Source organism: bacterium (genome assembly GCA_016699125.1).
In the GTDB taxonomy this organism is placed as follows: domain Bacteria; phylum Babelota; class Babeliae; order Babelales; family Vermiphilaceae; genus AWTP1-30.
Genome location: CP064961.1, coordinates 780,661 through 804,533, shown reverse-complemented (window position 1 = coordinate 804,533; position 23,873 = coordinate 780,661). Strand labels below are relative to the sequence as shown.

General features: G+C 36.8%; 22 protein-coding genes. 8 read left to right on the top strand and 14 right to left on the bottom strand.

From position 1 onward, the window contains the following. Positions 1-8: 8 nt before the first annotated feature. The 4 genes from IPG37_03840 to IPG37_03825 all read right to left on the bottom strand — a co-directional run bounded on the left by IPG37_03840 (position 9) and on the right by IPG37_03825 (position 4,215). Entirely contained in the window at positions 9-1,001 is a 993-nt protein-coding gene (locus IPG37_03840; GenBank protein QQR53563.1) for a hypothetical protein, read from the bottom strand. Beyond that, a complete protein-coding gene (locus tag IPG37_03835; GenBank protein ID QQR53562.1) occupies positions 998-2,065 on the bottom strand; it encodes a hypothetical protein in 1,068 nt (355 codons plus the stop codon). Before IPG37_03835 ends, IPG37_03840 begins: the two co-directional genes overlap by 4 nt. Before the next feature lie 267 nt (positions 2,066-2,332). Then, a complete protein-coding gene (locus IPG37_03830; protein QQR53561.1) occupies positions 2,333-3,388 on the bottom strand; it encodes a class I SAM-dependent methyltransferase in 1,056 nt (351 codons plus the stop codon). A 242-nt stretch (positions 3,389-3,630) separates the two neighbouring features. Further along, positions 3,631-4,215: a hypothetical protein gene (locus IPG37_03825; GenBank protein QQR53560.1), complete on the bottom strand. Its 585-nt coding sequence runs from the start codon at positions 4,213-4,215 to the stop codon at positions 3,631-3,633. A 158-nt stretch (positions 4,216-4,373) separates the two neighbouring features. Between IPG37_03825 and IPG37_03820 the strand changes: the two genes are divergently transcribed. The 3 genes from IPG37_03820 to IPG37_03810 all read left to right on the top strand — a co-directional run bounded on the left by IPG37_03820 (position 4,374) and on the right by IPG37_03810 (position 7,080). Further along, positions 4,374-5,393, top strand: a complete 1,020-nt coding sequence (locus IPG37_03820; GenBank protein ID QQR53559.1) for a hypothetical protein — start codon at positions 4,374-4,376, stop codon at positions 5,391-5,393. A gap of 136 nt (positions 5,394-5,529) precedes the next feature. Next, positions 5,530-5,976: an IS200/IS605 family transposase gene (gene tnpA / locus IPG37_03815; protein QQR53558.1), complete on the top strand. Its 447-nt coding sequence runs from the start codon at positions 5,530-5,532 to the stop codon at positions 5,974-5,976. Between the two features lie 483 nt (positions 5,977-6,459). Next, complete coding sequence (locus tag IPG37_03810; GenBank protein ID QQR53557.1) at positions 6,460-7,080, top strand: hypothetical protein; 621 nt, start codon at positions 6,460-6,462, stop codon at positions 7,078-7,080. Here IPG37_03810 and IPG37_03805 read toward each other — a convergent pair. Genes IPG37_03805 through atpD form a run of 3 tightly spaced genes read right to left on the bottom strand, consistent with a single transcriptional unit; the run spans position 7,077 to position 10,382 of the window. Further along, a complete protein-coding gene (locus IPG37_03805) occupies positions 7,077-8,669 on the bottom strand; it encodes an ATP-binding protein (protein QQR53556.1) in 1,593 nt (530 codons plus the stop codon). The genes IPG37_03810 and IPG37_03805 overlap by 4 nt on opposite strands. A 48-nt stretch (positions 8,670-8,717) precedes the next feature. Continuing rightward, entirely contained in the window at positions 8,718-8,963 is a 246-nt protein-coding gene (locus IPG37_03800; GenBank protein QQR53555.1) for a hypothetical protein, read from the bottom strand. Between the two features lie 3 nt (positions 8,964-8,966). Next, positions 8,967-10,382, bottom strand: a complete 1,416-nt coding sequence (gene atpD, locus IPG37_03795) for a F0F1 ATP synthase subunit beta (GenBank protein QQR54284.1) — start codon at positions 10,380-10,382, stop codon at positions 8,967-8,969. A 197-nt stretch (positions 10,383-10,579) separates the two neighbouring features. On the opposite strand from atpD, the gene IPG37_03790 reads away from it, so the two are divergent. Together IPG37_03790 and IPG37_03785 are read left to right on the top strand one after the other, a co-directional pair. Then, entirely contained in the window at positions 10,580-12,136 is a 1,557-nt protein-coding gene (locus IPG37_03790) for a hypothetical protein (GenBank protein QQR53554.1), read from the top strand. Positions 12,137-12,294: 158 nt separating this feature from the next. Continuing rightward, positions 12,295-13,017: a hypothetical protein gene (locus IPG37_03785; GenBank protein QQR53553.1), complete on the top strand. Its 723-nt coding sequence runs from the start codon at positions 12,295-12,297 to the stop codon at positions 13,015-13,017. A gap of 23 nt (positions 13,018-13,040) precedes the next feature. Here the strand turns inward: IPG37_03785 and IPG37_03780 are convergent, their stop codons facing one another. The 4 genes from IPG37_03780 to IPG37_03765 all read right to left on the bottom strand — a co-directional run bounded on the left by IPG37_03780 (position 13,041) and on the right by IPG37_03765 (position 17,495). Then, positions 13,041-13,580: a hypothetical protein gene (locus tag IPG37_03780; GenBank protein ID QQR53552.1), complete on the bottom strand. Its 540-nt coding sequence runs from the start codon at positions 13,578-13,580 to the stop codon at positions 13,041-13,043. A gap of 23 nt (positions 13,581-13,603) precedes the next feature. After that, positions 13,604-16,195 carry an alanine--tRNA ligase gene (gene alaS, locus IPG37_03775; GenBank protein ID QQR53551.1) on the bottom strand — a complete coding sequence of 864 codons (2,592 nt, stop codon included), beginning with the start codon at positions 16,193-16,195 and terminating at the stop codon, positions 13,604-13,606. 70 nt (positions 16,196-16,265) lie between these two features. Then, positions 16,266-16,694 carry a hypothetical protein gene (locus IPG37_03770; GenBank protein QQR53550.1) on the bottom strand — a complete coding sequence of 143 codons (429 nt, stop codon included), beginning with the start codon at positions 16,692-16,694 and terminating at the stop codon, positions 16,266-16,268. A 312-nt stretch (positions 16,695-17,006) separates the two neighbouring features. Then, positions 17,007-17,495 (bottom strand): hypothetical protein, encoded by a 489-nt coding sequence (locus IPG37_03765; GenBank protein QQR53549.1) that lies wholly within the window; start codon positions 17,493-17,495, stop codon positions 17,007-17,009. Positions 17,496-18,012: 517 nt separating this feature from the next. Here IPG37_03765 and IPG37_03760 point away from each other — a divergent pair. The 3 genes from IPG37_03760 to ftsZ are packed head-to-tail and all read left to right on the top strand — an operon-like array spanning position 18,013 to position 21,218. Further along, positions 18,013-18,732 carry a hypothetical protein gene (locus tag IPG37_03760; GenBank protein QQR53548.1) on the top strand — a complete coding sequence of 240 codons (720 nt, stop codon included), beginning with the start codon at positions 18,013-18,015 and terminating at the stop codon, positions 18,730-18,732. After that, the gene (gene ftsA, locus IPG37_03755) at positions 18,729-19,961 is read left to right on the top strand and encodes a cell division protein FtsA (GenBank protein QQR53547.1); all 1,233 of its coding nucleotides are present in this window, start codon (positions 18,729-18,731) and stop codon (positions 19,959-19,961) included. Before IPG37_03760 ends, ftsA begins: the two co-directional genes overlap by 4 nt. 15 nt (positions 19,962-19,976) lie before the next feature. Continuing rightward, a complete protein-coding gene (gene ftsZ, locus IPG37_03750; protein QQR53546.1) occupies positions 19,977-21,218 on the top strand; it encodes a cell division protein FtsZ in 1,242 nt (413 codons plus the stop codon). Positions 21,219-21,277: 59 nt separating this feature from the next. On the opposite strand, the gene IPG37_03745 is transcribed toward ftsZ, so the two are convergent. The 3 genes from IPG37_03745 to IPG37_03735 all read right to left on the bottom strand — a co-directional run bounded on the left by IPG37_03745 (position 21,278) and on the right by IPG37_03735 (position 23,777). Beyond that, on the bottom strand, positions 21,278-21,886 hold the full coding sequence (locus IPG37_03745; GenBank protein ID QQR53545.1) for a hypothetical protein: 609 nt from the start codon (positions 21,884-21,886) through the stop codon (positions 21,278-21,280). A 24-nt stretch (positions 21,887-21,910) separates the two neighbouring features. Beyond that, a complete protein-coding gene (locus tag IPG37_03740; protein ID QQR53544.1) occupies positions 21,911-22,693 on the bottom strand; it encodes a hypothetical protein in 783 nt (260 codons plus the stop codon). Positions 22,694-23,138: 445 nt separating this feature from the next. Then, positions 23,139-23,777 (bottom strand): hypothetical protein, encoded by a 639-nt coding sequence (locus tag IPG37_03735; GenBank protein QQR53543.1) that lies wholly within the window; start codon positions 23,775-23,777, stop codon positions 23,139-23,141. Between the last annotated feature and the right edge of the window lie 96 nt (positions 23,778-23,873).

Genomic DNA, 23,873 nt, shown 5'->3' with positions numbered 1-23,873 from the left:
GCATTCTTTTATTCTTTTTGTTTGCGCTGCACACAAACTTTTTGGATGAGTTTGTAACCTGCATAAGCAATTGTAGCAGCCACAACTGTTTTGCACAAAGCTACTTTAAAAAAGTCACATTCGTACAGAGAGCGATTAAACAAAAACAGGCCGAGGCAGGACAATGGAGCAGCAAAGACGACGCTTGGAGTTTTGCCTACGACTTTTTTTAACTGCTCACGTATTACCATCGAACGCCAGACTGGCGAAATAGACTGTTTTTCCATAGCCAAAAGTATGTCAGATGTACGCAGTTTTGCAATTGCCTGACTGCCTGCTAAAAATTTTTCTTTATTACTACAGTGTGAATTGATAAAAATCGCTGCATCAGCAATTAATTCATTAAAATGTTGCGCTTTGCCCTCGCCAACACTGTCATCATACATATGTTTGAGATGTTCAAGCTCGTGTGAAAGAATTTGAAGCTGATCGTAATACGATGCATTAAAAAATAGTTGATTGATATACAAACCATAGTACAGATTCTCTGGGCTTTTACTATCATCTTTATAACCAACGCCGACATACGGTGATGCGGCAAGATTGCAATGATTGGAAGGATCAACGGTAATAGATAAAGCATCCGGATCAACTCCTAACTTTTGGACCATCTGCTGCACATGCGCCAACTGTTCTGGGGTTCCATAATTTTGACCAGCTATTTTATTTTTTTTTGAAGCACTCAATCGTTCATTCAAAGATCGTGATACATTTTTCGACTCATTTTTAAACTCTTCATACAACTGTGTATGCAGAAAATCGTATACGTCAGAATTAGTTGGCAGAGCGGTTATTTTTTTGAGGGAAAAATAAGTTTTGCCAACTGCTTCATTCAGATTAACTGATCCTTCACTTGTCGGAATATGTATAAACTGACACACAAAATATTCAGGCTCGCTTTCTTCTGCATAAATTGCAAAAAATGAACTCGTAATCAAGCAAACAACAACCCAGCCATTCATCCGTTATCCTGTACAACAACGTCATTAACGTTATTATTGTTTGCGCTCAATTCTGCCTCTTTTTCTTTTTCTTCCTCATTATCAATTGTCTGCTGTTTGTTTCTGTACCATTTTTGTAGTTTTTCTTTCATTGTATACAATCCGTAAGCCAATCCTGCAACCAAACCAGTTTTTATACCGGCTATAATTACAAAATAACGTTCATAAACTGAGGCATTAAACAACATAAATGATAGGCGCAACAACGGAGCAATTGAAGAAGCGCCCTTTTCGTTCAATAGATCCTTTAATGCCAACTTAATGGCTGCCTCTTCATGGATGATCAATGTTGATCGATGCCCACCATCAAGAAAGTCTACGACCTTGGTCCACGGGCCTGCGTTTGCACACTGTAGATATGCTTGATGTAAAAGAGCGATTTTTTCTTCTTGAGACAGCGCCTCGTTATCAATAGGACTGAGTGCTTCTATATAGCGTGCAAGCTGCTGATTTTCTGCATCTAACCTTACGTGACCGTCTGTAAAATCACGCGTATTTTTGAAAGTAATATGCGGATTTACATAAACGCCTTGAGTATTGTATTTTATTTTACTCAATTCTTTCTGAAGCAGGCCCAACAATTTTTTATCCGACCAACCACATGCGCGTTCCTGCAAAGACAGTGTATAAAAAGCAGCTTCTTTAGAATAACTAATATGCGAAGGAATATAGTAACTTATAGTTTGACCTATATTCAGCTGAATCTGATCTGGATTATAGCCTAACTTTGAGATCAGGCTTTTTATTCTTTCAATAGCTTTTGGATTGCCACTATCATTATCAGCAGGTTTATGCGCCTGGGACCTTTGCATTCGCGTTTGGAAAGAACCATTGTCCTCAATCTGTAACGCAGCTTTTCGCTGTTGCTGCTCATTGACCAGATAATCAAATTTTGCTTTTGCGCCTTCTTGTTTTGAAAAGCTTTTAAAATCAAGCACAAAGGGTCGAGGCACACCGCTTTCAGTAGCAATTGAAGGAAAAATTGAAAAAAAGACTAAAAAAAAGAAATAGTTCACAAAAATCATAAAACCCTTTCAAGTATACTTCATATTATGATTGTGTATCTAAATTGGGCAGTTGTCAAATAAAAAATACAAAACAGCCCTATAAGTTTTAATTATCTTGTTTTTTATGACAGATGTAGAATAATTTTTATTAATTCATTCAAAGCAATTTTGTGATTGGCTTACTGAATTGTAAGTAGTAGACTTCAGATTTGAAATAGCTTAAACAAAGCGTGGCACGATAATGACTTTATCATGCCACGCTTTCTGCAAATAAGTTATTAAAAATTAACTTTTCTTTTTACCTATATATGATGCAAGGGACATCTGTGGTGATTCTTTATATGTTTTAAAGCCATTTCCACGTGTATCCATAAAAAAGCTTTCTACGCATTCAAATGAATCCCCAAAAGCATTTTTATAAATAGTAGGGGTGAATCGATTTGTACATATATTTTGCATTAATCTAACTTCTGTATTACCTAAAAACTCGATTGGTTCACTAAACTGCTCACAAATACAATCTTCTGCTGGTCTTTCCACTGAAACAACTGAATTCCTGTTTGAAACAAATAATCTTGTTTGAAGATCTTGCACAATAGTTTTTTTGATTTTTGCAAAAAGTGGATATGGATTGTTATCTTCTTTATATCGCATGTATTGATCAAAATAAGGGTCACCTTTTTTTGCATCACTAGATTCTATAGTATGAGCTGTAGCAAATATGTGTCCCTGTGGTTTTAACAAAGATTTAACAAGAGCAACAAAATGTTGGTGCTCCCGAGGATTCATAAAATGCTCCACATTTTGTATGTAACACACATCAACCTTTCCTGCCAAATGTGGTTGACGATTCACAAATTCGAATAGCGATCCAGCATCAAACTGTACATTATTCATACTTTTATTTAAAACATCTGATCTTTCTGTAAAAAGTCTTTTTGCTTTTTTTATCTCATTTACACTTAAATCGTTTACAATTATCGTTCCGTTATCTCCGCACGCAAGTCGCGCCTTAAAAGCAACTCTTCCATCAGCCTCTCCAAAATGAACACAAATCGGAGAAGTTCCATCCTGCGCTAAAGTTCTTACACGTGCAAGATAAGCATATTGAATTGCAGGTAACGAAGGAAAAACTACTCCATAAAACCTTGAATCGCCCCCATTATTTTCCACTAATCTTCTAGATCGAACTCGTTCGGAAGAATCATCTAAACAATATTCCTTGATACGTTCAACATTTTCAGGCCGCTCATCTGTCGGCAACCACCTACTTAAAATTGCTGGCTCATAAAGATTGTTAACAGAAAAGAGATTATTATCTATGCCAGTATCAGTTTCCATACTATATATCCTGACAACAAATAACAGACTTACTATAATTGTATAATTTTTAGATTTTAATTTATACATAGTTGAATCCTACTTTTTAATAAAATACTATATTGTTTAATTATTGCCTAAATATAAGCATTAAAAAAATAAACGCAATAGAAATTTGCTTGCTACTTTTTTATAGCCAGAAAAAAACTTTTAATGAATATATTAATTTTTGAAAAATTAATATGCGAAAAGCAAACTGGAATTCAGAGTTTTGAAACCGTTTGAAGTTTCTTGCTAAAATTTCTGATTTTTATGTAATCATTGTCCACAAAACTGGTATATCTTTCAAGCAATCTGAGTGCATACTCAGCCGTTACGTTGCAGTTACTTTTCAAAACAGCCAGCAAAAGATCTTCAATCGGTATTGTAAGATTTTGGACCGTAAAAAGCTGATCCAAAAAAGCAAAATCTGAAAACAGTTTTTCTTTTTGATCGCTATTTGCAAAACCAACAAAGGCGTGAATCATGGCCGGAAATGTAAGTGCTTCAACAGAATACACATTATCAGTAGAGTAACCGATGGGAGTGCAGTAAAAGGTTATTTTTAAAAAATGAAAAATCTGTGGCTGCTGTTGCCGCAATTCCGCATACGTTTTGCCAAAAGCCTGTGCCTCTCTTTGTCCATCTGCTGATCCTGTGTTGATCTGATATACCACGCCATATATTTTTGTTTTTGACGCAAATCCATCAACCACTACACACTGACCAAACTGAGGGACACGCTCCCAATCCCAACATTGTGCCGTAAAGGAGACCAACGAACTGCTAATGATTTCTGCAAATGCCATAGTTTTTACTAAAAAAAATTACAATGTAAAAACAGTGTAATTCAACTAGATGCAATTTTCAAATAGTTTAAAGCACAAAAAATTGTTTTTTCTGTAAAAATAAGTACTATTTCTGTATGTAACTCAAATAGGAACAATACATGTGAAAGAATAAATCAATGGTAAAATGGTACAGTAAAATAGCTTTTCTGTTTTGTATTGTGACAATACAACAAACATCATTTGGTATGATAACTAAAACTGACGGCTTACAGATAGGTTTGAATATTGGATTGGCTTGCGTTTTCACAATAGCAGATTGCCTAAAAAATGTATTCGAAAGCACCGAGGCAAAGAGGACAATAGAATCAGGACAGAGTTTAACTCTTGAGTCACTAACAAGCATTCTCAAAAGCTGCACCAATCTGTTCAAAGTCGCTGGACCTATAGTATTCTTGCGAACTCCACAGATCATTCACACCTGCTTTGCGGCGGTTAAAAAAATGAATTTGCCAGTACCTTTATTCCGATATTTACCAGATACTTTTGCGGTATCACCCATGGCAATTGATGTAGGGCTCACTACCTTACTTAATCCATTTTTATTGAGGGATGAAACAAACCACTATCTGGCAACCAAGTTCATCATTCAGTTTTTATTTTGTGTTGCTGCACAAAATAATCCGATTTTAAATAATAAGTATAATGCATTAACTTTCAATCAAATAAGCCAAGAAATATCTCCTCAATTACCATTGATAGCACATATGATATGCTTCTTACTTCTTAGGCCACAATGTACAGAAAAAATATGCACCAAAGCTTCAGAAAAGTTACCCCCCAAAAGCAAAAAAATGGCTTCTCATGTAAACAAAATTCCAATCTACCTAACCCACCTATTTCAAGCACGTCAATATATCTGGCTCACTCTTGCAATTTTAACCTGTTTTGGAATTCAAGGCACACAAAACCGTATTTTGTATGATTGGAAATATTGGGTTTTGGTTGGGAGTACACATGTGGCCTGGGTGAATACGAAAGAAAATGATCTAAAACAAAGGTTTCAAAATACTGGCCAAACAATAGAAACATCAGAACTATGGCGAAGATATGCGTTTTTGCTCGGCTTATTCTGGATACCGATTACAGCTGCTATAGCCGCAACGTTTTATGAAGTACAATGTGCTAAGACAGGCTGATAATTGATCGATAGGTAAACCACCAGTTAGACTGGTGAGACTGTCAAGGCTCGGCCCCCGGATTCAAGAAGAAAGATGATGTTGTAGAAATGATAAACTATTGTTGGGCTTGACGGGCCAACAATAGGAATTAGCAATGGAAAACAGAACAACATCATCATATGCAAGTTTAAGTCATTCGAAATGGAACTGCAAATATCACATAATATTTGTTCCGAAATACCGGAAGAAAATTTTGTACGGAAAAGTCAGGCAATTTTTGGCGGAAGTATTTCATGAATTGGCGAGTCAAAAAGGATGTAAAATAGAGAAAGGGAATATGGTTCAGGATCATGTTCATATGTTGATAAGTATACCGCCAAAATATTCTGTAGCAGAAGTTGTAGGATTTATCAAAGGTAAAAGTGCGATAGCTGTTGCGCGAAGGTTTGGTGGAAGAGCAAGGAATTTTAACGGTGAACGATTGTGGGCACGAGGTTATGCTGTTTCTACTGTTGGTTTTGAAAAAGCACAGATATACGCTTACATCAAAAACCAAAATCAACTTGATTCTCTTGGTTACGATGAATCCGGTGAATTTTAAAACGACTTAGTATATTTTTTATCTGGCAGTCTTCGAGACTGCTCCCATCCGCTAAGCCCCTCATTTTATGAGGGCGTTATAACTTGAAAGAATAGCTCAATGACAAACCGGTACCGGAAAATAGTGTTTTTTCTCTTTTATATTTTGACGATGCAGCAGAGGTCGTTCGGCATGCTCACTTGCTCCGATTGTTTGCACATAGGTTGGAATATTGGAGCAGCTGGTTTGAAAAGTGTGCAACCAAGCCTTTCAACAATTAGAAAGACTATAGAGAGTCAGAGAACAAAAAAAATTGACGCCCATTTGAATGGTTATTATCGCTGTCTCAAACAAATGACTCATCGAAATAAAACATTTTTTAAGAATTGTTTTTTGCTTACTTCGCTCTATAACTTAATTTATCATCACTGTAAAATTGATAGCACGCGTATACAGAGATCATTTCTTATGTCTCCTTATTTTATTCATACATGCGCAACTAGTTTGAAACGATTACATATTCTGCCAGAAATCATTTCCACATATTTGCCAAACAGTTTTGCCGTATTGAGTACAGAATCACAACTAGGAGATACAAAACTGCTGAACCCATTTTGGAACGGAGAAACGGTTTCAGTTTTAACAACCAAAATTCTTGTGCAAATGCTATTTTTTGTTGTTGCAGAAAAAAATCCAGTACTTACTCATCCTGTTGCTCTTCATTTTAAAAATATAAGTCATGATCTATTTTCAGAATCATGGTGGAAATCGCATCTCTGTTTATCTACCTGTTTGAATATAGTACCCTCACAGTCATTAGACCAATACTTTCAAGCACGTCAATACATCTGGCTCACGTTGACTGTTTTGAGCTGTTTTGGAATTCAAGGAACTGAAAACCGTATTTTGTATGATTGGAAATATTGGCTTCTGGTCGGGGTTGCACATACCACCTGGTTTAATAAAATGAAAGAGCGAAATCACTTTGATGAACATGGTAAAATTCATCCGGATAACAATCTAGCAAAACGATATGCTATGCTGCTGAAAGCTTACTGGATACCAATTACGGCTGCCACAGCCGCAACTTTTTATGAAGCACGATGTGCCCAAACAGGCTATTAAAAAAGCTCATTGATCAACTCATCAACAGATTGATGTGCGACTGAACTGGTCATCTGTTGATAAAACTGTTGATCGTATGATCTGGTATGCACCACGACCGGCATGGTAATCGCATGGCCAATGACAAGCGCCTGCTGTTTGCTATCCAAAGACGAAAGAACGGTGCGCAAGTTTTGAGCATTCGGCATTCCGGTCAACACGGCCTGTATATCCTGCTCATCATGCATCTGTGCTATAATTTTGGTGCCAATTTGAGACAAGATTTCTTGATCGATTCCAGATGGCCTTTGGTCAACGACAAGCAATGACACATAATATTTACGCATTTCACGTGCAATTGTGCCAAAAATTGTCTGTTTGGAAGCCTGCATATTCAAAAACTTATGTGCTTCTTCGATACAGATCATAAGTTTGCGTGGTTCTTTTGTGGTGTATCCACCCAAAAACTGTTCCGTTTTATGAATATAAGACTGATGAATACGTCGGGTAATAATGTTTGCAATCAGAAGATATACAAACGAGGAGTTAAAATTACCAAACTCAATAATGATTGAAATATCCTGATCAAGATATGACATAATTGCATCGATCACATTCGGTTTTGGTTCTGGTGTAAAAAAGGGCAATGATTCGATCCGCTTTAACTTTCTGTAAAGTGCAGCAATCGACTCGGGATGAGCACCAAGTGACGCTGCAAACTCTTTTAATTGCGAACCTTGCGAAAGTAGTGTTGCAAGCCAGTTTTGTTTGTACTGTGCAGCAATCAGATGAGCAACTTCAACGGCGGTTGTATGCAGATTTAACTCATATTGCAGTGACAAAATATCTTCAACATGCACAGAATCGTAAGAAAACGTTAATTCAATGTCTGGACTCACACCTCGCCGGCGCGTTGCATGTGGATCGAGCGAACAGATGGCAACTTTGTTACCAAACAGACTTTTCAGACCTTTGACAAACTGTGTACCAGCTTTTTCGGTTCGCGCCTGAATTCCATATTCACTATGCATATCAAAAATCAGCAATGCTGCCTTCTGGTTTTTAATTAATCCGGCCAAAATAAGGCGTGTAATAAATGTTTTTCCCGTGCCAGTTTTTCCAAAGATACCGTTGCTTCGCTCAGTAAGTTTTTCCAGATCGATACAGATTGGCGTATGCATATCCAGTGGTTTGCCGATTGCAAAATATTTCCGTTCACTGTCGCCTTCTTTTCCAAAAATCAACTCCATATCAGCTTCTTGTGCTGCAACAACAGGTGAAAAATGTGTTGGCAGCATTTTGACTGGCCAAAGCTGATATGCTTGATCAACCATAATCAAAGGCTTTGCTTGACCAACAATATACATATATTTTCGCTTTAATAATGCCAATAACAGTTGTTCATTCTGTGTAGGTGGAAAAAGTCCAATTTCCGGTTGCGTGGTATGTAAAGTCAAATCGGTAATGAGTGAAAAGAATCTATGCATGCCAGCAATAATACAGACAAATTTGCCTGTTTTAATACTGTCATGCGCATCATTTTCCAAAAGTCTGATACTCAACCCCTGCGTAATCGATCCACCGATCACATATCCGATCTGTTGTAACATTCAAAAGTCCCTCTGCGCTATGCTGGAATGGAGCATACAAAACTTACGCTACAGCTCCTGGTCATGCATAAGTAAAGTAACAACATTATTCAGGACCTTGATACTACCTGTTGCAACCGGAATCTCATGAACCTTATTTTCAGTAAACAACTTTACAACACTGTTTTGAAGTATATTTGCAATGAAAGGTGCATGATTATTCTGAATTACCAAATTACCTGCAGGAGTATTAATTTCCAACCATTCTATATTCACTATTCGATCTTGAGTTGGAGAAAGAACTCGCAATTCCATAAGCTATTTTCCTTGTAACAGCTGATCAGCCTTTTTCAAAACATCCTCAAGGCCACCAACCATATAAAATGCTTCTTCTGGCAGGTGATCATAGTTTCCTTCAATGATCTGAGCAAAATCAGCTATTGTCTGTTCTTTTTTGATATATTTCCCTTCCATGCCCGTAGCAAATTCAGCCGTAAACAACGGTTGAGTTAAGAACTTTTGTATCCTTTTTGCACGAGCAACGATTACTTTATCTTCATCTGAAAGTTCTTCAAGTCCCAAGATCGCAATCACATCTTGCAGCTCTTTGTATCGTTGAAGGTACTGTTGCACTTTTCGAGCTACCTGATAATGTTCTTGGCCAACACTTTCAATACTCAAACCCTTTGAACTGGACGCAAGCGGATCGATTGCAGGATAAATACCAAGCTCAACCAGTTTTCGTGATAACACAATGCTTGCATCAAGATGCAAAAAGGTGGTCGCTGGAGCCGGATCAGTAATATCGTCTGCTGGCACATATACCGCTTGCACGGAAGTGATCGAACCAAGGTGAGTATTGGTAATCCGTTCTTGCAAAATCCCCATTTCAGTTGCCAAAGTCGGTTGATACCCAACAGCTGATGGCATCCGGCCTAACAATGCAGAAACTTCTGAACCCGCCTGCACAAAACGAAAGACGTTATCAATAAAAAGTAAAACATCTTTCTTTTCTTTATCCCTAAAATATTCAGCCATGGTAAGTCCGGTCAACCCAACACGCAAGCGCGCTCCTGGCATTTCACCCATCTGGCCAAACACAAGGGCTGTTTTTTCAAGGACTCCAGATCGTTCCATCTCAAGCCATAACTCATTGCCTTCTCGTGTACGTTCGCCAATACCTGCAAAGATCGAAACACCACCATGCGCAACAGCAATATTACGAATGAGCTCCTGAACAATAATCGTTTTTCCAACACCTGCACCACCAAATAGTCCAATTTTTGAACCCTTCAAAAAGGGACAGATCAGATCAATAACTTTGACACCCGTTTCTTGAATTTCAAAAGCTATTTTCTGCTCAATCAACAATGGCGGCTCACGAAAAATAGACCAACGCTCAGTCTCTTCTAAGTGTTCTTTTGCATCAATCGTATCACCCAACACATTAAATATGCGACCCAGCACCTTTCTGCCAACAGGCACAGAAATCGGTTTGCCCGTATCCACAACACTCAAACCTCTGCGAATGCCAAAAATATTTTCAATCGCAATACACCTGACAAGACCATCGCCAAGCTGCTGTGCAACTTCAATGCTTGCCTGTTCTGTCTCACTCAGCGATATTTTCAAAAGATTCAGAATATTTGGCGTATGTTCTCGTGGAAACTGAACATCAATAATAGTTCCGGCAATTTGAGACACATATCCATTATTACTTTTCTGTGTTTGCATTTCTTGCAGCTGTTCAACCATACATAAAGCCTTATTTTAGGGGCGAAAAATCTATTAATAGTATAGTTTATTCTTGCATAACGATAAAGCAAGCCCACTGATAAAACTCATTTTCTGTTTTTTTGAAAAACCTTTTGCTCAAATGACTGTGAATATGCTATGGATAGATATATAAGTTCTTTAAAATGAGTAAAAAAATGAAAAAATTTTACGGCCTTCTTTTGATTACCTTGTCACTTTCATGCAGCAACCGATTCACACAGATGGTCAACCAAGCACAAGATGGCACTTTGTTAGAAAACACCTATCTTTTGACCGACGAAAGAAGGTTATACAAAACAACCATTCAAGAAAACAGTGATAAAATTTTGCCAGATGAAATCTCAATCCCCGATTACAAAATTTTCAAAATAGGAAACCCGATACGGGATACCGCAAACAATCCGCAGCATTTGGTTTTTCCTGCTGTTGTGAGAAAAAACGGCTGGCGAGGTTTTTTTGGCAGAACAGATATTGCGCAGATCTCAATTGACATACACAACCAGACGAAAGCAACGGTAACCATCATAAACACACGGGGCCACAACCAGCCGGTGCATAAAATCGCCTTTTTAAAATATGATAAGCAAAATGTTATCGTTTCGGGTTCACGTGCACCAACCATTAAATTTTCATTACAAGATAATGACAGAATTAATAAGGTTGAATGGCCGGATTGTTATCTTTTGGATGTAGTTGGCACTATCGTTTACTTTTTAAAACAAGATGAAGTATCAAAAAACTGGTACATACATTATCTAAATTTAGCTTCAGTAGAAACTATTTACCAAACAAAGATTGACAAAAGTGAGAAAGTGCAAGGACCTGATCATATCATTGGAATAGAAAAATATACACTGTTTGGCAATAAAGAATTGACAATTGAAGCTACTGAAAAAGGAATCACATTAACGTTTGATAAGAAGTTCACTTTTTTTCCAGATTATAATTACCTTGGCACAGTAGGCGCTCAGGGCAGAGGAACTGCGTGGGCTGAGGTAGTGGTGCAACACAAAAATGTGCCATTCAAAGATATTGTGCGTATTAATCCAATTAATTCCACACCATCTGATCAGATAATAATTCCGGTATATTCAGATGACTATGCGTTATTGGAAACCCTAAAAAATAATTTAAAATTGCAAATAAATATTGAATTTCCAATAAATATAAGATTGCAAAATAATCAAACAGAAGTAAAACTTGAAGAAAAAGCAACCGCTTTAAAATTTATTGAAGAAACACAAGCACAGTTACTGCAAGAATGCACGGTACGCCTAACCAAAGATGTCAAAAATGTACAAGTCAATAATTTCATTACATTTTCCAAACAGCTGCCCATCGTTTCAATTGATCAAGATGTCCAAAAAGTAGATGCGTTATATCATGCTTTGCAAAAAAAACGTGAGCATAACAGCCATGTCTTTGTAACTCAAACAGAGACAATAGATTTTTCAAACAGAGCAGAAAATCTACCTGAACGCCCTAAAAATTCTATTTTATCGGCAATAACCAAGCACAAACAAGACAATGACAACGACCATGACGGTTTTGATACAGTTTTTTATAATGAGCAAACAAACCACTCGACCTTCGCCCGTTATCAATACAACACAACTGAAAAGCACTATAAAAAGATTTTTGAAAAACAGATTACACCTAAGAGGCTGATGCATTTCGAAGGCATTAAGGACGCATATGTCATATTTTCGTAAAATAATATTATAAGAAATAAGTCTTTCATTTTTATTTTATGAATGCTATCTTTTTAGCATGATTTATTTGAAAATAAAAACCATTTATTACAACGGGGGTCCTCATGAACATCTTGTTATGCTTAACAATTTTCTGCACTATTTCAAATGGGTTCGCTATGGAAGCTACCAGAGGAGAACCGGTTGGGAATCTTTCAGAAAAAGAGGTTAAAATATGGAAACCGGTCATATCATATATGCGACATGAAGCAGAAAGTTACAATAAGCAAACTACCGTTCAAGCCCTAAACGTACATCTTATGATTTCGAATTTAGAAACATGTATACGTGACTTTGCCCGATTGGGACAGGTGTCACATGGTATGCAAATATTGACTACTGATAACAACAGATATATGATAAAACTTAACTATTGTAAACTAAAAACTAAAGAATTATTAGTCAGATTAATTATAAAAAATTTGTTAAACCCTCATTACATAGCAAAAGCAACTAAAGAATTATGGCCGTGTAAAATTAATCTGCAAGAATGTATGGGCGCAAAAACGGAAGTGGATGCTCAAAAAGGGGTACACATAGAATGGACCGGTCCTGAACTACTACTTTGGGCTATGAATCAAATACATTATGAACCATTAAGTAATTTATATACATTACTACTCAAAGATATGAGTCAAAAACAGTATGTATTTAATACTAAAAAATTTGCAAAATATGCTTCTGCTTCTAGAGAGGATCGTCACTTCAATCTTTTTTTATTTGGTTTTTTGGTTAAGCATGGTATGCGACAAAATTTCTCTTTTGAGACATTTACATTTACCCTTGAAGAACTTTATCCAATCGATGTAGTTGATCAAACAGATAGTTGCAAGGTCTCATAAATTCATTTGCACAAGTTCATTATTCAAACTAAAGGCACAGTCAGCTCTTGTCCTTTACTTCGATCGGCAATATGTGGTTCTATGCGTAATACAAAAGCGTTATTGCCTGCGGTTGGATAACAGAAGAGTTTGACATTCAATGGCGCAAATGAAATTTCACCTGCCGGATGAAGGCGGTGAAAAATCAAAACAGGATCATAAAAAAGAGTTTCATCAAATAAATTGAACTGACATTGCCTACTGTATTTTGGCGATTCTCGACGAATAGGCAAAAAATACAAAGGAACTGTCCTTTGCTCTTTATCTTCTTTTTCAATTTCAATCATAACAATAGGGTTAGCTTGACCAATGTTTATCCAGGTTCCAAAAACATGAAGAACTGTATTAATCCAATCACGTCCATCAAGCTCCCGCTGCTCATCGACTATACCCAATCCATCTGTATTTAACGCCATTATTGTAACACGCCAGTCAATCTTGTTTTGATTTTGACTTTGAAGTTCCATTGACAATAAAGTTTTTGAAAACAGTAAAAAGCATATCCACAAAACATTCATCTTCATTTCAGCTTACCTCTTTTTAACGTCTATTTTTTTAGTATTTTTGTCATAAATTCATGAGCAGTAATATTTACAGAGCTACCAAGCCCACCCCTTAACATATTTTTATTACTGTTGCATTGCACTTCATATAACTGTTTTATCTTTGACGCGAGCATCTCTAACGATATAACATTGTGTAATTTATTTGACAATGTTATACAAAACTGCACACTTTTTCCGGCAATTGTATTAAAAATGCAAACAACTGCATCTTTTTTTGCAACTAAATAGGACATAACTTCTTGCATGGTACCTTGTTCAGTATCTTGCAAATCTATTGCAAAAAAAGGAATGTTCTCATACATCTGCAACTGCTGTTCCCAGTATGGTAGCTTTGAAAGAACAAGATTTTTTTTAGCTGCCTGCAATGACGTATTTGCTAATTTCAAATCATTTTTCTGCTTTTGAATAACGGTTTCAACTTCTTCTATTTTTACCTTGAAATCAACGCTCAGTTTTTTTAAAGTTGCAAAAGTCTTTTGAAACAACTTAAGCGCTTCTGGACCAGTCACTGCCACAAACCTTTTTTGACCTGCTGCCGGAGAGGTGGTTTCAACAATTTTACATAATCCAATATCCCCAGTATTTCGCACATGCGTTCCGCCACACAGTTCAACTGAAAACCCTGGCACTTCAATCACGCGCACGTTTTCTGGTTTGTACTTGTCACCAAAAAATGCGAGCGCTCCTTTTTGTTGGGCCTCTTTGAGCGACATGTAGGAGATTGAAACAGGGATATTTTCCATAATTTTCTGATTTACCATTGTTTCAACAGCCTCAATATCTTGCGCTGTTATGGTGCCTGCATAGGTAAAATCAAACCTCAAATAATCGGGATGTACTAAAGAACCTGCCTGTTTTATCTGCTGGCCAAAACGCTGCATGAGTGCTGCTTGCAAAAGATGTGTTGCGGTATGATTTTTCATAGCGTTGGTTCTCCAAACTTGATCAACCGCTGCATGCAAAAGGTCTCCAATCTTCAATCGGACCGGTGCTATAATTTCAACAGCAATTAACTGTTTTATGTGACGTGCTTGCAAAATAGCAACTTTTACATTTTGAACGGTTATCCATCCTTGATCTGGAACCTGCCCGCCCCCAACAATAAAAAAAGGCGACTGCTTGGTCACCACAAAACAACGCTGTCCAGCTTCAACCTGCGTAACCGATTTTCCCTCTTTAAAGAACGCTACGATCGACGAATCTATTGCAAGCTTTTCGTACCCAACAAATTCTGAATGCATCGTTTCATCGATTTCAATAGCTTCATACATATCAAACACCTTAGAACCTGAGCGATTCTTCTGTGTTTCCATCTCTTTTTCAAACTGCCCACTGTCAACTGAAAATCCTTTTTGAGCAGCTGCAGCAACGGTAATTTCAAATGGAAATCCGTACGTATCATATAATTTAAATGCATCAGTCCCACTTATAATCTTGTTTTTATTTGATGCAAAAAGCCCTTCCAATAATGCATTGCCACGCATAAGATTGACACTGAATTTTTCTATCTCATGATACAAAGTAGTAAAAATTACTTCCTGTTGATCGACAAGCTCTGGATATATTTGCCCAAACTGTTTGACCACCACCTTTGACAACTCAGGAAATATATTTTTTTCTGTTAATTTAAGTGAAAAAAGAGCTGCTCTGCGTATAATTTTGCGCAACACATAACCACGACCCTCATTTGAAGGAGCACAGCCTGCTGCAATCAAAAAAGTGGACGATCGAATGTGATCTGCAAGCACATGAAACGCTGCTTTCAACTCATCAGTTTTATCGATGTAAGACTGACTTGTTAAGTATACAATTTCTTGGATAATTGCTGCAAAAAGGTCAGTTTCATACACTGAATCCTTGTTTTGTACAATAAGCGTAAGTCGCTCAAGTCCCATTCCTGTGTCGACACCCGTAGCTTTTAAAGGTTTCAAGCTACCATCTTGCTGACGATCATACTGCATGAAAACCAGATTCCAGATCTCCAAAAACCGCTCTGAGCTTGTTGCAGGACTTTCTTCCGGTCCTCCATACAAACTGCCACGATCAATAAAAATTTCGGTACATGGACCACAAGGACCAACGTCACCCATCTGCCAAAAGTTGGTTTCTGCACCGAGTCGATATATTTTTCCTTTTGGAACTCCAATCACTGTGTGCCAGATGTCAAAAGCTTCATCATCTGTTTCAAAAACCGTTACTGAAAGTTTATCTGTGGGCAACCCTAGCTCTTTTGTCAAAAAATCCCACGCAAAAATGATTGCATCTTTTTTAAAATAGTCAGCAAATGAGAAGTTTCCCATCATCTCAAAAAAAGTAAGATGTCGTTTAGTAAAGCCAACATTATCAAGATCGTTATGCTTTCCACCAGCGCGAACACATTTTTGAATGGTTACCGCTCGAGAATATGAACGTTTTTCAACTCCTAAAAAAAGATCTTTAAACTGATTCATACCTGCATTGGCAAAAAGAATACTGTTATCACCCGCTGGAATTAAGGATGAACTTTCAACTTGTGCATGCTTCTGTTTTTCAAAAAAAGCAAAAAACTTTTTTCTTACATCTTGTGAATTCATTATATACCTTTGTTTGTAAAAGGTTTTGATAAAACGTCAGTTATTATCGTAAAGTATGTGTGATAAATAATCAATCTTTTACAAGATCAAGCACAAGCGGACATGCGCCATAAGGTAATGGACTATGAAATTGCAAATTAGCTATTACATCTGGTTTAAAGTAATCATAGAAGATAAACAGCACCAATGGATACAAGGAGACATACATGCCTATCATGAATATTCTAATTTGTTCTTGTTTTATTAAATAAGATAGAACAGCGATAATTAAAATATACGTTATCAAGAAATAAGGATTTGTTTTTTTAAGGGGAACCTTGTAGAGAAATCTGATAGAATAAAAAAAAGATACTTCCTGTACACACCAACCTTTCTGTTTTTCGTTTAGATATTCAAGTGCTAATTCTAATCCATTTTTAGCGCCATTGCCATCCGCAAGCTCAGCTTGCGGGTTTTCCCGTCGCCTAAAGATTACTCTACCGGAAAATTTTTTTGTCAATAATTCATTACTTAACGCTTTTTTGTAACAAATTAGACAGGTTGACTTATCATGCTTTCGTGTTTTTTCTTTATAATTATCAAGTTCTTTTAAATAAAGTTCTTCTGACTCATTATATTGCCACAGAAATTTATATAATGTAGAAATTGCATTTTGAAGTTGCCCAATTGCTTCAAGCTGGTTCGTAGCATGTTTATTTTTTTGAGATTGATTAGCTTTTTTAATAATAATATTTGATTATAGAATTCGATAGAAATCGTGTTTTCAGCACTGTTTTTTTTGTATTCAAAGCCAGAAAAGGTTTTAAAATAGTTATTTTTTTTTAAAACACTTTTCTTGAGGAATATTGTTTTTCACAATTGGACATTCTTCTTTGCACAACAATTTCTGAATAAGTAGATCTTCTATCTCCCTTTCACTTTTTGATGAGCATAAAATCTCTTTACAGTCATTTTTCATAGGCCGAATTTTAGCCTCACTACATTGACTCATATACTGCTTGGTGGCACCTTGTATGTTTTCTAAATTGGTAGTTAGCGATTTATAATTTCCTTGTATTGGAGTCAACCTTTTTTCTATAGATTCCTTTATATTTTCAGTTGTATTGAAAGCAAGGTCAAAATTTTGTTTATTCACACATTGCCAAACATGGTCCAATCTACCACCAAAACTTATTTTTTCGCAAATTTTTTCTTGAAAACAAGATACTTCTCGCCTATTCTCTGACTTTATCTCTGACATTAAGAATATAAGCTGATTGTAAAACTTATCCTTATTTTTCTTTTTTGTTTTTACAAACATATTTTTTAAATACATTGCAATATTAAAATCAGTAATAAATTCACCTTCTTTATACCTATTATTGTTGATCGTCCATGTCACAAGTGTGCAGGTGAGTTCTATTGGCAATCTTTCAATTGGAAAGATCTCTAGTGTTCTTACCGACTCAGATCCGCACGTATTTAAACAATGTGATAAAAGAAGAATCAGAATCGCATTGTGTATCAATAAGTTTTGAAACATAATTTACAATAGACCTTGTCGTGCAAAGATTATAAAAATTCAGTAAAAAACAGACTTAAAGGATCAACTTTTTTTAATGGTAAAAAACTTACTGTCAAGAATAATCAAATTGTAAAAATTATCAATCTTCTTGCTATATATTTGCATCCTTAAAGCACTTATTAACTAGCGCAAACATAGAATAAATGTAAAAAATAATCCATGACCAACAAAGGTATTATTGCTTTTGATAGCAGAAGGCATATTTGTTGACTTTCATCTATTCAAAGAGGTACAACATCTTAAAGGGAGAACTATGAAGTTAATGGTAATACGATACATTCCATTCCAATGGATTTTGTTTTTATGTTTCTGTTTTTATACAGTCAATTATAGTTTAAAAAAGATGTTACTATGCACATCACTAAACATTACAGTTGACAACGGATCACCTGAATGTATTACCGCGCTTGAAAATCACCTCCTGCAGTATAAAAACGATCCAAGCTTTTCAATTTTACACGCACTAAAAAATAGATTCCCTTTTCTTACTGAGCTATTTGTCACTCGTGTGCTTGGCAATAAACTTTTTGTTGACGCGGTCGTACCACAACCATATGCGATTATCAATAATCAGTATGCACTAAGTGATAATGGTTGCCTCTTTGCTTGTAACTATATTGACTCAGAAACAATTCTCAAAACGCGACACTGCACTATTCAAAATAATGGCTTACTTGAAAAGCCACCGTATCTGATTGAACTACTGAAAAAAACTGATGCTACTCTTTTTGAAAACGCATCTTTAACAATTCAGAACAGAGACACTGCAATCTTATACTCTAAAATACATCCGCACTATTTAATAGTGTTTTCTCCTGAAAACGGGTGTACAACCCCTTCATTTAACACTGCCCTCTCATTATTAAAAGAAAACTTTACGTTAAAAAAAACCTCAAAACAGACACCCAGATATATTGCAGACCTAAGATTTGAAAAACAGATTGTGTTATATCAGGAAAGTGAAATGATATGATAAATGGGAACAATAATACTATACTAACTTCTATCGACATAGGTACTACAAAAATCTGCGTTTTAATAGGGCGCATCTTAAACAAGCAGGTCATTGAAATTATCGGCATTGGAAAAGCTACTTCTGAAGGTCTTGCAAAAGGTGTCGTAGTTGATATTGCCAAAACAGTTTATGCAATTGGCAGCGCTGTCAAAGAAGCAGAACTGATGGCAGGCCAAAGCATTGAAAAAGCTGTCATTGGTATATCCGGCAGCCACATTGAAGCTTTAAATTCTCATGGAGTCGTTCCCATTAAAAAATCTGTTATTCGACTACAAGATATTGAAAATGCATTGGCAGCGGCATCTGCAATTCCAATTCCACAAGACAAACAGGTTTTACATGTACTCCCTCAGTATTTTATGATTGACGGGAGAGAGCTTGTTTATGATCCACTTGGTATGTTTGGTATTCGCCTTGAAGTTGAAGCACATATCATCCTTGGTGCACTTGCATCGGTCCAAAATCTGATCAACTGTTGCCAACATTCCAACATTATTGTGCAGGATATTATCCTTGAACAGCTGGCCTCCGCTGACGCTGTTTTGAGTTACGACGAACGGATGCTCGGCGCTGCAATTTTGGACATCGGCGGTGGCACGACCGATTTTGCAGTGTATCATCAGGACTCTATACGGTACACAAAAGTACTACCTGTTGCAGGCAATCATTTTACCAACGATCTGGCTATCGGTTTGCGAACAACAATCAAAGAGGCAGAGCGTATTAAAAAAAACTTTGGCATTGTCCATAAGAACTATCTTAATAATGAACTGCTTATTGATATGTTGCGTGTGCAAGGCGAAGGATCAAGAACCATTTATCATCAAGAGCTGCTTTCCATTTTACAACCACGAGCAGCAGAACTTTTGTCATTCATACAAAAAGAGATCCTACAAAATCGCTTGCATGGATACATACCTGCAGGAATCGTTTTGACAGGTGGTGGTTCATTGATGAAAGGTATGCAGGAACTTGCAGAATCGATTTTTGAACTTCCGGTCAGAATTGGCAATCCGCATATCACCTTTGATCTGCCGGAAACATTAAAAAATCCTATGTATGCAACCGGCTATGGAATGCTTGTGCATATTTTAAAAAAACAGAGATACGGTAAAAAAACGGGCACATTTGAAAATGTTACCGCTGTGCTAGACCGTATGAAATCGTGGATTGTAGACCTTTTTTAACAGGGAGTTTGGAATATGATTGATTTTGAAGTTGCTCATACAAATCGGACAAAATCATCTGTGTTAATCAAAGTACTTGGAATCGGCGGGGCCGGCGGAAATACCCTCAATTCAATAGTTGAATCAGGATGTAACGAGATCGAATGCATTGCGATTAATACCGATGCACAAGCACTTGAACTTTCAAAAGCAAAAACAAAAATACAGATCGGAATCAAATCAACAAAAGGACTGGGCACCGGTGCAGATCCACTAATCGGAAGACGGGCTGCAGAGGAAGATATTGATAAAGTTATTGAAGCAATCGGCGATGCAGATATCGTCTTTTTGACTGCCGGCATGGGCGGCGGGACTGGCTCAGGCGCATTGCCGGTGATTGTCAAAGCATTAAAAGAACGTGGCGTGCTTGCAGTAACAATTGTAACAAAGCCCTTTGAATTTGAAGGTAAACGGCGTGCAAAAGTTGCAGAAGATATTATCAAACAGTTAGAATCGATTGTTGATACCTTAATTATCATACCAAACCAACGACTACTGGCGCTTTCAGATCCGCATGTTGCAATGATTGATGCATTTGGAATGATTAATACCATTTTAAGCCAGTCGGTACGTTCAATTTCAGATATTATCACACGACCAGGACATATTAACGTTGATTATGCGGACGTACGAGCAATTATGAAAGACCGTGGCATTGCCGTCATGGGAACTGGCAAAGCATCCGGACCTGACCGTGCAGGCATGGCAGCATTGCAAGCCATCTCTTCACCACTGCTTGAAAATATGAGTATCGAAGGTGCGCACGGCGTACTTTTAAATATTACCGGATCAAAAACATTAACACTTCATGAGTTAAGTCAGGCTGCAGCAATCGTGTATCAATCTGCACATGAAGATGCAAACATCATTTTGGGCACTGTCATTGATGAATCATTAAAAGATGAAGTCATGGTAACCATTATTGCAACAGGGTTTGAGCAGACACAAAACCAGAAAGAAGTGGTTACTCAAAAAGAGATAGTTGTGTCGGAACTGCAAGCAGCACAGGTTGTTGAGTCGGTACATGTGCAGGCTGCTTTGAAAGTTGAGCATGAGATTGCAAAAGAGATGGTAACAAAACAGGAACAGACAGCTGTAAAACAGATGCCAGAAAAGCAAACTATCGAAGACAAGCTTCCATTTGGCTTGTCAGGCCAAGATGAGCTTGATATCCCAACCTTTTTGAGAAATAAACATACTGAAAATAGCTTAAATTGAAAGCAAGAGAGCCCTGAAATTTTTCAGGGCTCTCTTTTAAAAAAACTTTTGATTGTTTACTATTTAGACTGATTTACTGCAAATTTTGAAAAGGCCCACTGTTTTATTGAAAAAAATGGAAATAATAGTTTATTCGAAGCGTTACTATTTATCATTATTTTTGATTTTAGCTTTACGTCCCTATGTTCAAATGCAATAGGATAATTAGCTTCAGTATCTTTAAACACTTGCTCTTTATCTACCAAAGTCAAATTTGGATTATAAAGTTGTTCTTCTACATTCTTAAATTTACGAGCTTGCCATAAATGTGCACCGATCTCAGCTCCAGCAAAAAGAGCTACTGCCTTTTTTGGCAGTTTACGGCTAATATTCTTTTTACTCGTTTCTACAAAACCTTTTGCAGGTCCAGAACTGCTAAAACTATAAGATGCAACAGTCTTAGATGTTCTGACAAGATCTTGTGAAACAAAACCTGGAACTTTTGAAGCGATCCTGGATGGCAATAGATTTACACCGATTACCGTAGCTACAAGTCCAAAAAATCCCTGACCAGCTGCCTCAATATGCAGCTCTTGACCGTCTTTTAAAACCTTTGACCGCTCGTTCATCTCAGAACCATACATCAAATTAGTAGCAAGTACCACCCCAACTAGTGCGTATTTATTCATGTGTATTCCTTTCCCACAGCTTAACTAAACTGCTGCAACATTCACTTTTTCTTCAGTACCAGCAGCTACAGGGCTGGCCAGTTTTAACTTTTCCTTCTGTTTTTCTTTCTGCTTTTCTATCTGTTTCCGTTTTTGCTCTTTTTTCGCTTTGTACCCGTTGTACCATCTGTACGCCACATACACTGCAGCTCCAACCCCAGCGCTTCCGGCTAATAACATGGCACTATTTTGTTTGCGCTGAAAACTAAGTTGAGGGAAAATAGTGCCCAACATCTTATTTGCCATGGAAACAGCTTTTTGCGTTTCAGTTTTTGGTATTGCCAAGAACCTTTTCTTTCGGTCTTGCTCTTGCTGTTTACGTTCAGCTTCTGATAAATCGACACTATTTAGCGTAATATAGTGCCCTAAATCTGCACTACAAAAAAGACCTAGGGCATCACAGTCATTCGTTATTTCAATGAACGCTTTTTTCAATTGGTCACATAACGGGTCAACTTCAGCACCATCCGTCTTCGGATCAAAATCACAATATCTCATATGTGTTCTAAATTCTTGGGTGTACTTATGTTTTAAAAAAAGCCTATCCGCCTCTTTTTGGTCTCCACGCATCACTGCCTTTGCAATACGTTTTGCCAAAGATTGATCCATCTGATTATTTAGAAAATCACGTGAGAATATAGCTGTCAGATCGGGCCTTTTTTCCATTAAAATTTCATATACACTATTTTTTTCTGTAACAGACGATGCTTGCGTGGTTGCACAGATGACAACCGACCAAAAAGTACCCAATAATTTTGTATTTTTCATTTACTATCCCTCAAAAAATGTATCATTATAATCCATTCTACTATAAAACAATGTCCTTAAAATGTAAAATAATACTTTATATTTACTATTTGTAACGTCTTCAAAGCAAGCATTTTTAGAGTCCGTTGACTGTTTTTTGAAGTACAATCTCAAATTTTTTTTATCCAATTGTCTTTTTTTTTGATTGTTTTTCTTATGGCGTTCATATATCTTATTGTCTACAAAATAGATTCCCGCCACGCCTGCCACTGTGGCTGCATCTCATGGTACACACAAAGTGTGCGCAACCGTAAATGAACCGATCAATTGTGGGTGATGGGCACATCGCCTAAGCTTTTTGTGTAGTGGGCCTGTTTTTATTTTGTTCGTCAGAAATCTTTTCCCAACAACTCATCAATTTTGCGGCGCGATATCGCGCCGCCCCGGTTAATCAGAAATTTTTGTATCAAAGTTGTGAAGTATCTGAATGGCATACATTTGAATCGACTTGTTTATTTTTTGCTTTAACCCACCGATCAAATCGAGCTTTATTTTGCCGAAATTCCTCCGTGTTACACTTCTTTTTCGTAGTCACGCCATCGAACTCATGGCTCAAACGCAGCGTAATAACGTCTCCATTTTGAATCTGAAAGGAATTTCCATGGACTGCATAATATGCACGTATCGCATCATCTATATTATCAGTAGTACATCCACTTATAAAATATTTTCCATTCATAGAATATAACCTATTTCCTCCGATAAAAATACCTTCTTTAGATAACTTTTCCGATTTTTCTATTTCTGAAAGATTGTCATATTGTGAGTGTTTAAGAAGATTTTCCATAAGCTTCACGGGAACTGTTCGTCCTGGAACAATAAAGCGCAGTTCTGTCTGGTACACACGCTTTGATGGTTTGAGTGAAACAATATATGCATTTTTATCAGTACTATTTGGTTTATTTTGCTTAAATCGCCAAAAAGGAGCAAATGAATTCTTTCTTCCAGCTTCAATCAACGATTTGAGTTTTTGAAACATACAAAAACTAGTTTGATTAGAAAATAGCATCATTATTATTGTCATCGCGCGTACAGTGTGTAACATAAAATTCCTCGTTTGCATAATACTTATCAGATTATATAGTAATACCCTAACTACTAAAATAACAAATACGAATTATTGTAAATCAGTATAGACCAC